Origin of the sequence: Nitrososphaera sp. AFS (assembly GCF_009898475.1) — an archaeon.
Classification (GTDB): domain Archaea; phylum Thermoproteota; class Nitrososphaeria; order Nitrososphaerales; family Nitrososphaeraceae; genus Nitrosopolaris.
The window spans coordinates 1-12,708 of record NZ_QURE01000035.1 but is presented as its reverse complement, the minus strand read 5'-3'; the positions used below and the strand labels follow the sequence as shown (position 1 = coordinate 12,708).

Below are 12,708 nucleotides of genomic sequence, written 5' to 3'. Positions count from 1 at the left end.
ATGTTAGATGATAAATTATGTCACAAACTTATGAAGTAACACCGAAATATATGCAATTACGTAATTATGTAATTATTGCAACTTCTGTTATGTGTCTATTATACATCTAGTATTATAAATCTAAGTATTTCACATATTCTTCATTTTTCTTGAAAGATGGCCTTGTGTATCCCTTAACCAGCGAAGACGATCATACTTCTAATCTTAATATATTTTTATAAGATCCATATAGTATGAAGCTTAAAAGTAGAAAAACTATTGAGGGATTCTACAGAGCACCTCATAGAGCGATGTACAAGGCAATGGGGCTTGTTGACGAAGATTTAAACAAACCCATCGTAGCTGTCTCTTCTACATGCAATGAAGCCACACCTTGCAATATACATCTTGGTAGACTTGCACAAAAAGCCAAAGAAGGTGTAAAAGATGCAAAATGCACTCCAAGAGAATTTACTGCCATATCTGTATCTGATGTTATTGCAATGGGTCATGAAGGGATGAAAGCATCGCTAGTAAGTAGAGAGGTAATTGCTGATTCAATAGAGCTAATGATGATAGCCCATCAGTATGATGGAATAGTGGGTATTGCGGGATGTGATAAGAGTTTACCTGGAACATTAATGGCAATGGCACGTCTGAATTTACCAGCTGTATTCGTATATGGTGGAACTATAATGCCTGGAAGCTGGAATGGCAAACAAGTAACAGCTCAAGATGTTTTTGAAGCAGTAGGAACGTATCAGACAGGGAAATTAAATTTACAAGAACTAATAAGCTTGGAGAATGTTGCCTGCCCAACCGCTGGCTCTTGTGCTGGGATGTATACTGCTAACACCATGGCTTCAATAAGCGAAGCTATAGGAATGTCATTGCCGGGGAGTGCATCTCCTCCAGCGGAAAGTGACAAACGACAACAGATTTGTTATGACTCTGGTAAGGCAATTATGAATTTGCTTGAAAATAATATCCGTCCAAGAGATATCATGACTTTTGAAGCATTTGAAAATGCTATTACTGTAGTCAACGCAATAGGAGGATCTACAAATGCCGTACTTCATATCCTAGCAATTGCTAAGGAGGCGGGTATTAAACTTGATCTGAAAGACTTTGAGAGAATTCGTAAACGAACACCCCATATAGCTAATCTGCGACCAGCAGGAGAATATGTAATGCTTGACCTAGATAAGATAGGCGGAGTTCCAGTAATTTTGAACAGACTTCTTAGAAAGGGGTTGATTCATGGGGATATTATGACAGTTACTGGGTCCACTATGAAGAAAAACCTTGCCTCAATGAAATCTGATTTGACTACTTCACGGTTAGATCAAGAAATCATCAGACGTCTAAATGATCCTATTAACAAGGAGGGTACACTTAAAATTCTAAAGGGTTCTTTAGCTCCAGATGGAGCTGTTGTAAAAATTACCAATACAAAGGCAACAAAGTTTGTTGGCAAGGTACGAAGCTTTGAATCTGAGGAGAATGCTTTTGAAGCAATATTGGAAGGAAAAATAGATGAGGGAAATGTTGTAGTAATTCGATATGAAGGTCCAAAAGGAGGACCTGGAATGAGGGAAATGTTGTCCGTCACAGCAGCCCTTGTAGGCCAGGAAATAGGAGACAAAGTGGCATTGGTTACCGATGGGAGATTTTCTGGCGCCACCAGGGGATTAATGATAGGTCATGTCTCGCCAGAGGCAATGGTTGGTGGCCCTATTGCACTATTAAATGATAATGATCAAATAGCAATAGATATTAAAAGAGGAAAGATAGACCTTTTAGTATCAAAATCAGAGCTAGATAAAAGAAAGAAAAAGTGGAAACCAATAAGACCGCATTACGCAACAGGAGTTCTTGCAAAATATGCTTCACAGGTGGCTTCAGCGGCAGAGGGAGCCATTACCCGTCCTGTATGATGAGTCCAAGAGAAGTGCACTACTTCATGTAATTCTCACCTAAATATCTACCAGTAAAGATACTTAAGTAGACTTTTGGTAGGGAGTATTATGAATAAGAATATGATGTGTTACTTTTTATACCCATAGGCACCAGCAAATACTACAAGTACCTATATGTCTACTAGCACGGAAAGGTTATCTAAAATTTTGATTGCCATGGATGGTTCTGAGCAGTCATTTCATGCAACAAATTATGCAGTTGCTATTGCTCAGAGGTACGATGCTGAGCTATATACGTTATACGTAACATCATCTCCTACGTTGTATAATGTCTCATCTAAAATGCCGGAAGATCAAATTCCAGATGAGGTAAGAAAATTCATACAGAATGCCAAGGAACATTCTCAGCCGTGGTTTAACAAGATTAGTGAAATTATAGCAGCTTCGACAGCAGTAAAAGAGAATACAAAAATTGCTACCATTCATCTAGAAACAGAAGTAGTAGTTAGTCCTATTTCTGTTGTAGGCACTATCGTGGAGTATGCTGAGCGTAACTATATTGATTTAATTGTAATGGGCACTAGAGGAAGGTCTGGCTTTAAGAGACTATTACTTGGTAGTACGGCATCAGGAGTTGTAACCTATGCACATTGTCCTGTACTAATAGTAAAGTGAACTAAATCAATCTTATAATAAGTTTCAGACACATATATCCTACCATTTACATTTAGATTTAGTTTTAGCATTACTTTTATGTTAAAGCCAATATTAATAATAAAAGCATCTGGTATCTGGAATAGAAACCCAAAAATAACAATCATGAGATTTGACCGGTTGACTGAAATCTAGGACTAACAGTGTCTAGAATCTACAAACGTTCTACTGAATCGGCTACTACTGACTGTATAGATACCAGGACAGCTGATGGATTATATGGATTAGTTTGATTTACGTCTTCTGTGTGGCGCGCCTCCTATATCACCTTCGTCAATCACAGAAGCACTCACCTTTTGTTCATATACATTCGGATTAGCACGCGTAGCTATTCATATGCTACAGAGCTTGCGACTGCCAAGTACCAAAGTGAGCTCTGACGTTAGGAAGACTGGCAGCGGTTGTATTCAAGAATCCAGCACCACCTTTTATAATTTGATCCATGACATGGTTTCCACCTTTTACTATTTGATCTTTGAAATTTGAAGCACCGAACAGTCCGCCCGTATTATCTGTTTGTGCCTTTGCTGGCTGATAAGCACATCCACTAGTCATCAACAAAACAGCAGACAGGATTAAAGCGGCAAACACCGCGGTAGCATTATTTTTTTAAGAAAAATAATCATCTTATGACAACGTACAGCCTTCTCAATCTGCATCACCAAAAAAGCAAATCTTTGTCGAAGATTGCTACCCTGCTTGCAGAATTTCCGAAGTAACTGCAGTCACTCCAACTACAATAACTTCCTGTTACTTCCAAGTGTAGTTCCACCCCACCGATCGTTCATACTAAGCTCAGTGCTGAATATGCTAAAGATGAACTCAGTGCACCACATAACTGAGTTATTCCGTCTCACTCGATTACTGCATCTAATACAAATATACGGAGGAAGATCAAGCCTAACATCAAACAAATAGCTTTATCTTCTAAGGGCTTCCAATGGAGATAAGCGTGATGCCTTCCAAGCCGGGAATATCCCTGCTGCTAGACTCAAGATTACTGAAAGTATCCAGACATTAGAAACATCACTTAGAAGAAATATAGGAGTAACGTGGGCCGCAGCTCCTCCTGGAGAGGATGGAGCAAAGCCTGTTAATACGTAGGCTAGATTAACTCCCATCACTATCCCCAGTGTTGATCCTATAAGTCCAATAAGCAATGCTTCGCTCATAAATAGTGAGAGAATGAATGTACTCTTCGCACCAATAGCTTTCATAGTTCCAATTTCCTTTATTCTTTCATTAACAGATGTGTAGAGAGTAGTAATAATGCCAACAGTACCAACTAATAGTGAAATGAATGCAATATCTAGAATAAAAGAGCTGTTTCCACTCTGAAATCTCTCTCTTGTCTGTAATATTGCCTTTGGTGTAATCACTCCTATATTGTTGCTGCCATAAATGCTAGTGATCTCTTGTTGTACTGCATTAACATAATCAGCAGAAATTGCGACTACAGCCATAGAGTCATATTTCCCAGATTTGTGGAATAGAGAATTAGCAGTAGCCTCGTTGATTATTACTGCTTTATCAATCTGATTGTTACCAGTAGGTGCAATTACTCCAGTTGCTACAAAGCTCCTTGATGTTGTTTGTAATTTACCTGTAGTAGGATCTGCAAATGAATATGTTGCTTTTACAGTTTGACCCACTGTTACAAATGGAGTCGTTAGTCCTGGAGGATTGGCTATGCTGTCACCTACTAACATTCCAGTAGGATTACTGGTTTTGACAGTAGAACCGGGTACAAGTTGTAAGGAAGGCGAAATTAAAGTAAGTTTAGTAGGGTCCATTCCTAAGACTTGTACATTTTGAATGTTACCCATTGCATTAAGTTGTAGCTGTCCTTGATATTCAGGGATGACCTGCTGAACATAGGGCAATGATTTTATTCTATTTACGACCTCTGAATTAAATATAATAGTAGGAGGCCCTGAAGGTCCGCGAAATCCATGTTGACCCGAGCTAACAGTCAGGACGTTGGGCGCTAAGGTACTTAGCTGCTTATTTACAAAAGTACTCTGACCTGCGCTCATACCATTAATAGCAATCATTAAACCACCGCCAACAACAACCATCAATATTGTTAAAGCAGACCTTGCCTTTCTTTCCTTCAAAGCATCAAAAGATAGTAGGAAGACTTGCTTCAGATTCTTGTTACTATTGTTATGTTTTTTATGTAATTGACTCCTTTTTTGTACCAGAGATAGCTAAAGGTTTAAGACTATCTACATTACCTTTCAAGGTTAACGACCTCCTTTTCTATAGAACCGTCTCTAATGTGTATTGCTCTGTCAGACAATGCTGCGAGTTCGGGATTATGAGTTACCATGATTATAGTCCTTTTGAATTTGTGAGATAACAACATCAATAAATTGAAAACATCCTCCCCCGTTTTTGTATCCAAGTTTCCTGTCGGTTCATCAGCTAGTATTAATTTTGGATCATTCATCAGCGCTCTTGCAATTGCTACTCTCTGTTGTTGGCCACCGCTAAGGTTGCTTGGTTTGTACTTGGCCTTGTCTTTGATTCCTAAAAAATCTAACAACTTCAAAGCTCGTCGTCTTCTATCACTATCATTCATGCCACCTGTAATTCCAGGGAATTCTACATTCTTCAATATAGTCGTTCTATTTATCAAGTTATAGGCTTGAAAAATAAATCCTATTGTATTATTTCTCATAGTCGCAATTTGGGAATCATTTAGCGAGAATATGTTTATTCCATTAATGTACACCCTACCAGAAGATGGTCTATCCAAAGCTCCTAGCATGTTCAACAAAGTAGATTTCCCGCTGCCTGAAGGACCTACTACAGACACAAATTCTCCCTTATTAACCATGAAATTGACATTTCTAAGGGAGACAACCTTTCCCATCGATGAAATATAAACTTTGGAGAGATTTTCGACCCTTAGGGTAATCTCGTCCTGAATATATTCTTGTTGAGTGCGAGATCCAACCCCGCGATTTCTAACAACTAACATAGATATTAGGAATAACAACGCGGATAAAATTAAAACCTGCTTAACCAAGTGAGTTAACAATGTTAATTTACAATGTGCTCCTTTGAAATGCATTATATGATCAATCTTGTTTAGGAGATCTGAGGAATATCATATTGAGAGTGTGCGGATAAGGCTCAGGATAATCTACGCAGTATTAATTTGTTAGATAATCTGAATATTGAATCTGCCATTCAAATAAGAAAGAATGCGTCTATTAAAACGAAAGGATGTCCATTACGAAGAGATAAAGTGTTGCTAATCAGGAAGATATGATATAAAGGAATGGGAGCAGCTAAAAGATACAGGAAGACGATGGATAGTAGACACTGTCTTTTCCTCATTAAAAAGAGTATTAGGAGATGACCTACTTTCCAGGAAATTCAAAACAGAAAAGGTAGAAGCGAGACTTGAGACTATGCGGGGAATAAATTTACCTTGAGAATGATTCATGACATGCCGCTAGTTGAAAAATTAAGTCATAACAAAAACCTGAAGCTTAGTCGCTGTTTGATGCACACAAATTTACATATACGGTTGTTCTGTATCTTGATATTAATATGAATACTACGCTTAATTGGAAGTTAAAAAATGTCGCTGGAAGGCTATGTGAGATTCTCATCCCAGTTAAGCTAGGGTATTTTATTGGAGAAGGAAAAAGTATAGCTATTTGTACATTATCTAGTTTAGGTCTACTTAGGACTATTTCAAATATTGATGATATAATGGGCAGAATTCTAATTATTGGAAGATTACTCTCAGAAAACAAGGGAATAGATAAACTTATTCAATTTACGTTAAATGAACCAGAGTTGCGTCATTTGATTATATGTGGCAAGGAAGTCAAAGGACATCAATCAGGACAGGCATTGATATCACTTCATAAAAATGGTATGGACGATGTTGGTAGAATTATTGGGGCGGTCAGTCCTTACCCTTTTTTAATTTCATCTCAAGAAGATATTAAATCATTTAGAACGCAGATCACAATTCATAATCTAATAGCTTGTGAAAACATTGAAACTATAAGAGACACCATACTATCGTTAGATATAATGCGGCCATGACAGAATTAACTAGAGATCCTGCTATCCATATATACAAAAGGCTAGAATGGGAGCTCCAAATATTGTTCGAATACAAATGCATATTTCCAGGACTGCATATTTATAAAATACAAGGAATTCATATTCGTTACTAAGCACAATTCAATAATGCCAAGTCTGACCTACAAGTCACTAAAAGGCTTACAAATTTGAATATGAATCAAAATTTATATGTCTTTCAATTAATACGCGGTATGCTGTGGAAATATAGAATATCACAGAACTTTTACTCTTTTCTGTAAATTGTTTTCTTGTTTAATAGGTTACGATCAATTCCCTGATGCTAGTCTCGTTGTGGTGGCCAGAGCAGGATATTTATTTATAGACATAATCCAATGTCATCACTAAATACAGGTTCGCAGATGTTCGGATTAGAGATAGCCGTGTATTTCATTTTTCTCTTACTAAGCGAAATTAGATTATTAGCAAAACCCACAACGTACAGCTGGCCCCCCTTGTGATAATATCAAATACAACATGATCCCTGCAACGATTGCGATTCTTCCGATTAGTCCTAATTCTACTCTACTCAGCTTAGTTAGTCTACTAAAATTGGTTAGCCTATCCAATTTAGCCAATTTAATGGTTTTCATATTTAAATCACCAATTACATTAAGATGGAGAGACTAGATAAAACATGCTAAACATTGTGAGTTAACAAAGTTATTTTTTACCCATCCACGCTTCTGCCAATCTAACGTTGAATAATTCAACAATGCAGGAGTAATTATGTAGCAATCAATAGTTATTCTAATAGATTATGAAAGAATATTGTCATCTGTAGCTTTCTCACTAGGTTAACTAGGCTGAAGTGCAAGACACATTGTTTTTATCATCTTTTTGAAAGCTTCTAAGCCGTTCCAACAAGTCTGTTATTTGTTCATGGGTCGGTAAAAAGGCCTTCACTACGCCTATATCAACATTAAATTTCAGTAATTCCTCATATGTGTCTTTATCTTCTAAAGTATCAATTAGTCTTTTTGTGGTAAATGGTTTCTGTATGAGTTCTACCACCAGTTTCAGCTGTCCCACTAAATCTAATAAGGTTTCTTCTGTGTATGCAGACGCGAATATTATTCTCTGATGTGAGTTCACTGCCAATATCTCTTTTGCTACTTCCATACCGTTAATTTGAGGCATCTTATAATCTAGTAATACTGCATGGAATGGTACTTGAAAGCATGTTATACCTCTAGCGTGAGAAAGAATCATCCCTTGTGACACTTCGTGATAGGTTTTTAAACATTCTTCACCATTTGAGGTTAAAGTAACTTTGTGGTTTCTTGCTTCTAATAAAGTTTTATACAGTGCTGAAATATCATTATCATCTTCAGCTATTAATATATTCATGCTTGTCTTACCCATTTTTAATCAAGCAGAGCAATGTTGGACATGCTTTAGTATCAACGCTACCAGCTTTCTTTTATAGCATCTGAAATTAAGAAATTAATCATATTGTAAACGAGAATTTACTAACAGATAGGGTATTGACCATAGCCAAATTAACTAATGCGTTCAGGTAATATATCTTACAATCTAAACGCAAAAGATACTGACATGAGTTGTTTTCGTTTAATTTTCCTTTACTACTCTTCTAAATTCCTCAAGCACTCTACAAGGAGATTTGTGTTTCTATCTTGTGCAATCATTCTGGCAAATTTATCTAATGTATAGATCTTAATTTTTTGAAACTTTGATGGGATAAAGCCGCCGTAAGCATACCTTATGACAATAATATATTTTTCACTCATCAAACAAACTTCTTCATCTAATGCGTCTTCATTTCCTTCTATAGTTGTTCTATACAGTATATGGGGTATGTGGGTCTGTTGGACAACAACAGATACTTTCCGCAATTTGTCCACAAATCTTTCTACAAACCAATCTTCGACAACGTCGGCCTTTGTTTTATGAATATAGCTGCTCTCTATCGTCTGTATTTTTTTCTTTTGTAGTCTAGATTGTCGTGCATACTTGTTATGACCGACCATCGTAAAAAACTCAAAAATTCATATTTAGAGTAACACCTTCATAATTATTGACAAATTTGTCATCTAGGTATCGGGTATGGCAGTTCGTTGGTTTTCTAAACCAATATATTTATTGCTATTATACCTTTTGCCAAAAGTTATTTCCTTGCTTTAATGCGATTTACAGTATAAATGCGGATATTCATAAGAGAAGACAACTCAAAAAAGAAGTAACGTCATTTATTAACAAAGTCTCTTAATGTGATTGATTGCAGAATAATTTAACTCTAATCCGGTCATAGAACCCTGAAATTTAGAAGGAATGCCATATAGAAAAACCAGTTGGGATTAAGAAGCTAGCAAGTATTATGGACGAGATTCTGAAATGAATAACAGCCGTTAACCCATCCTGCTCATACTATCTGTTTTTTATCTCGATAGTTCTGATAAGTTTCAGGAACCAAGCCTTTACACGATGTACACCAGGAAAAGTGAATTGTCTTGCAATTACAATAGGGCAGTTTAGCTGATCTAAAAGAGATAGAAGCTAAACCTTCCGACAGTTGCGCCGGTGACTACCAAATCAGGCTGAGATGCATTAACTGCAGACAAAATCAAGTTAGCAGATTTCTCGCTACTCTTGCTCGTTTCCTCAGATAGATAAATTTCGTTAAATTCAACTCCTACTTGTTCTAGATATTCCTTACGTTTGCTATCCTCTGCTATAGGATCTTCGAATTCCTTGGTGTCCCTTGCATTATTGATTTCATGTTTTTTATTCACAGCTAACACACTTACATTAAACTTACCGGAGTGTTCCAACCAGCTTGTTGCCTTTAGTACAAGATCTGAGTGGTCTCCACGGTCATCATATAAAACAACCATATTCTTTTTAATGCCTTGTGATAAATTCAGCCTTTCACTCTCGTCTGAAAATTCAAATAAGGTAATATCATCTCCAGTTGTTCTAATCGCAAGAACATCACAGGTAGCTAGCGTTTGAAGCGCCCTATTATTTCTGTATATTTCAAAGTCAGTAATTACCAAGTCAATTTTTTGTTCTTCAATTGTTGCCAATACTGCTTCGGTTGTTTCATGCGAAATCCTAAATAGGCAGTGAGTCAAAATATTTTCTTGTTCTAACATTTTTTCCAAAGGTTCGAATGATTTTCTGGCAGCATCAGCAAATGCAATTCCTGCGGATAGTGGTGTTTGATCTGGTACTGTAAGTATTCTCAATACATCTACTTCCCCATCCTTCTCTTTGGCGACTCTTATCGCATACTTTATGAGCCTGTCAGGATTATCCGGTGTATATAGGATCAAAATCCTATATTCCTTCCTAGTTAGATCGCCTTCGCTTGTTACAAGAGGGGCATAATGCTCGATTTCCTTTTTAAAGGTGTACATACGATAAAGGGCAAAGCCTATTAATATCCAAAGAGCTGTTATACCCCAGCTTAGAGGCTGAGTGGCTAGTAAGTATAATGCGAGGCCAAGATTTAGAAAGACACCTGTGATTGGAATTATTGGAAATAAAGGAATCTTAAATCCATAGCTTAGTTTATCGCCATATATTCTTCTTATGTTAATGACTGCGATATTTACTTGGGTAAACAACAACAAGAAAATGACCCCAGCAGCAACAGCTATCTGATCGAGAGGAAGTGTATAAGCTACAACTGCCATTACGACGCCCGATATTACGATGGCTACATAAGGTGTTTTGAATTTAGAATGTATAGAACTAAGCTGGTGCGGCAGATTGTAGTGCCTTCCCATTGCAAATGAAACTCTTGAAGAAGAAAAGGTAGTAGCATTCAATGCTGCTAGGCTAGAGACAATACCTCCAATGATTACTACAAATGCTCCATAGGGAAGAAAGAGTTCAGCGGCTTTAGTTATACCTAGATCACCATAATGCCCTATGAATTTCCACGATGGGATATCTTTAGGAAATATTGCGCCTATAGAAACAAAAGCAATAAGGCAGTACAGAACAACTACAATTGCTAGTGACGTAAAAATGGCCCTTGGAATATTTTTCTTTGGATTCTTTACCTCTTCTCCTGTTTGAACTATTATCTCGTAGCCTTCAAATGTTATGAATGTCAAACCCATAGCAGCTACAATTCCGCCTACGCCATTTGGGATCAAATTAGCAAAATTTACGCTCCAGTTTGAATGAGTATAAATTGTCCAAAAGCCTGCGCCTATTAACGCGGCAATGGTTCCTAGCTGAAATATTGTTACTATTATTCCAACTTTACTTGTCTCTGAAACTCCTTTAACATTGATATAAGTGAAAGCAGCTATTGATGCTACTGCGATTAACTTATCAAAAGGAAAAATTCCAAACAGCGGATGATCTCCAAGAATATGTATTGTTTTTAACAGACTGAAGAGAAACGACCCAAACCCTACAGCGTACAAGCTACCAGCAATAATATGTGCAAACCATGCCATCCAGCCACTAATGAAAGCATTTGGCCTTGGTAGACCTTCCCTAACCCACAAATATCCGCCGCCAGCCTCAGGTATTGCAGAGCCGAGTTCTGCATATCCCATGGCTGTGAAAAGGGTGATTATTGCGTTGATTATGAAGGCTATTATAACCGCACCCCCTGCTAGACCAATGGCTGGACCGGTAAGGACGAAGATACCGCCGCCAACTAGGCCTGCTATACCGATCATCATGATATCCAGAAAACCCAAGGAACGGACTAGGTGTTGTTTATGTGGGTGGGATGGAGTATCTTCATTGTAGGGCGTAGACAACTATACTCTTTATCTGCTCCTGTATGTTATACTCGGTAGGGAAATTAAAGGTTTAGAAGGTTCTAGAGTTCGCAAAACGTCAGCCTAGGATATTTGAATAGTAATTAATAGGTAGACCCTTGTGATAAGATCTATGAACCCGAATCCTATCCTCATATTCTTATTATCTCTTAGCTCTGGAAACTATGCCTCCTACTTCCTCACAAAGTTAATGAACAAGTTACAGATAAACAAATTCTCAGACAGATTGAAAACATACCTGTCAATCTTATAGAATCAAGGATTAATATCATATCATAAGGGAGACGGAATTTATAGAACTATATACAAAGGAAAACAGTCTTAAAACTAGGGACGTTCTCAGTCTCAAGAACATATAATTATACTGTCAGTCTTCTTAGCAATCCTGAAAAAGAGATCAAATAACAAGTTTGACACACTCCCATGTAACTTACACACAATAGGTAAAGACTTGACCGTTCTTCTTCTTACTAACTGGCCAGTATAGAGATAACTAGCCAGCCTTATAGCTCAGTACTGTCGATGGTAGATTTACTAATTTCGTATATTGCTTTATGAACATCTTACCTTTGTTTGTCAATGTAATTGGTCCATTATTTTCCATATCTTTATGTATCATGCCTTTTTGTTCTAAGTCAATCAAGTGATTTATGAGCTTATCATATGCTAATCTACAGATATGCTGTATATTGGTTGGTCTCGCAATCTGAAAAGGAGACCGTGTAAGAATAATATCGTGACGCGGCCTGCACCAGCATATCCAAAAGCTTATACCTACAGTGAATTTCTACTTTTTCTACTTCAATTACTATCTAAAAGAAAGACGAAAGAATATTGATAACTTTTATCCTAGCATCTATGTGTCAGTCCCTAAAACTCAGTTTACAATTTGAATCGCTAATATTGCATTCAAAAAATGTGGCTTGAACATGTGGCATAATCCAGATTAGGTGAATATAGAAGTAAGATTAGAAGGAAAGGGAAGGGATGGGAGAAGAAATGAGCGACATAATATTTCCTTGTACGAAATGTGACAAAGGGTTCACATCGTTAGTCCCTTGAGAAGCATCAACTAATTTGTAATGTGTAATGATTGCAATGAAAAGTGTGTCCTAATTAGTTAGTTATAGAGAGAGGTGACAGCAGCGTTTTCAACTATTGGCCTAATTTGAATGCGATTGGTGTTTCTACCTCTACCATCCTCATTTAGCCAAGAT

The 12,708-nt window shown here is 37.2% G+C and carries 9 protein-coding genes; 3 read left to right on the top strand and 6 right to left on the bottom strand.

What is annotated here, in order from left to right; translation table 11 throughout:
* The first annotated feature begins 233 nt into the window (after nucleotides 1–233).
* Nucleotides 234–1,916, top strand: coding sequence for a dihydroxy-acid dehydratase (gene ilvD / locus DYY65_RS05630; RefSeq protein WP_162477003.1), 1,683 nt, complete (start codon nucleotides 234–236; stop codon nucleotides 1,914–1,916).
* 156 nt (nucleotides 1,917–2,072) lie between these two features.
* Complete coding sequence (locus DYY65_RS05625) at nucleotides 2,073–2,573, top strand: universal stress protein (RefSeq protein ID WP_162477002.1); 501 nt, start codon at nucleotides 2,073–2,075, stop codon at nucleotides 2,571–2,573.
* A 378-nt stretch (nucleotides 2,574–2,951) separates the two neighbouring features.
* Here the strand turns inward: DYY65_RS05625 and DYY65_RS05620 are convergent, their stop codons facing one another.
* From DYY65_RS05620 to DYY65_RS05610, 3 genes are all read right to left on the bottom strand, one after another.
* The gene (locus DYY65_RS05620; RefSeq protein WP_162477001.1) at nucleotides 2,952–3,167 is read right to left on the bottom strand and encodes a hypothetical protein; all 216 of its coding nucleotides are present in this window, start codon (nucleotides 3,165–3,167) and stop codon (nucleotides 2,952–2,954) included.
* 365 nt (nucleotides 3,168–3,532) lie between these two features.
* Nucleotides 3,533–4,729 carry an ABC transporter permease gene (locus DYY65_RS05615; protein WP_236561691.1) on the bottom strand — a complete coding sequence of 399 codons (1,197 nt, stop codon included), beginning with the start codon at nucleotides 4,727–4,729 and terminating at the stop codon, nucleotides 3,533–3,535.
* Between the two features lie 116 nt (nucleotides 4,730–4,845).
* Nucleotides 4,846–5,598 (bottom strand): ABC transporter ATP-binding protein, encoded by a 753-nt coding sequence (locus DYY65_RS05610; protein WP_162477000.1) that lies wholly within the window; start codon nucleotides 5,596–5,598, stop codon nucleotides 4,846–4,848.
* A gap of 578 nt (nucleotides 5,599–6,176) precedes the next feature.
* On the opposite strand from DYY65_RS05610, the gene DYY65_RS05605 reads away from it, so the two are divergent.
* Complete coding sequence (locus DYY65_RS05605; protein WP_162476999.1) at nucleotides 6,177–6,683, top strand: tetrahydromethanopterin S-methyltransferase subunit A; 507 nt, start codon at nucleotides 6,177–6,179, stop codon at nucleotides 6,681–6,683.
* A gap of 840 nt (nucleotides 6,684–7,523) precedes the next feature.
* Here DYY65_RS05605 and DYY65_RS05595 read toward each other — a convergent pair.
* From DYY65_RS05595 to DYY65_RS05585, 3 genes are all read right to left on the bottom strand, one after another.
* Nucleotides 7,524–8,087: a response regulator gene (locus DYY65_RS05595; RefSeq protein WP_236561690.1), complete on the bottom strand. Its 564-nt coding sequence runs from the start codon at nucleotides 8,085–8,087 to the stop codon at nucleotides 7,524–7,526.
* A 221-nt stretch (nucleotides 8,088–8,308) separates the two neighbouring features.
* On the bottom strand, nucleotides 8,309–8,713 hold the full coding sequence (locus DYY65_RS05590) for a hypothetical protein (RefSeq protein ID WP_162476996.1): 405 nt from the start codon (nucleotides 8,711–8,713) through the stop codon (nucleotides 8,309–8,311).
* Between the two features lie 510 nt (nucleotides 8,714–9,223).
* A complete protein-coding gene (locus tag DYY65_RS05585; protein WP_162476995.1) occupies nucleotides 9,224–11,470 on the bottom strand; it encodes an amino acid permease in 2,247 nt (748 codons plus the stop codon).
* Nucleotides 11,471–12,708 lie beyond the last annotated feature (1,238 nt).

Excerpts from the sequence above, each read along its gene's own strand:
- DYY65_RS05605 (WP_162476999.1), top strand. The coding sequence starts at position 6,177 with ATGAATACTACGCTTAATTGGAAGTTAAAAAATGTCGCTGGAAGGCTA.
- DYY65_RS05620 (WP_162477001.1), bottom strand. The coding sequence starts at position 3,167 with ATGACTAGTGGATGTGCTTATCAGCCAGCAAAGGCACAAACAGATAAT.
- DYY65_RS05590 (WP_162476996.1), bottom strand. The coding sequence starts at position 8,713 with ATGGTCGGTCATAACAAGTATGCACGACAATCTAGACTACAAAAGAAA.
- DYY65_RS05595 (WP_236561690.1), bottom strand. The coding sequence starts at position 8,087 with ATGGGTAAGACAAGCATGAATATATTAATAGCTGAAGATGATAATGAT.
- ilvD (WP_162477003.1), top strand. The coding sequence starts at position 234 with ATGAAGCTTAAAAGTAGAAAAACTATTGAGGGATTCTACAGAGCACCT.
- DYY65_RS05625 (WP_162477002.1), top strand. The coding sequence starts at position 2,073 with ATGTCTACTAGCACGGAAAGGTTATCTAAAATTTTGATTGCCATGGAT.
- DYY65_RS05610 (WP_162477000.1), bottom strand. The coding sequence starts at position 5,598 with ATGTTAGTTGTTAGAAATCGCGGGGTTGGATCTCGCACTCAACAAGAA.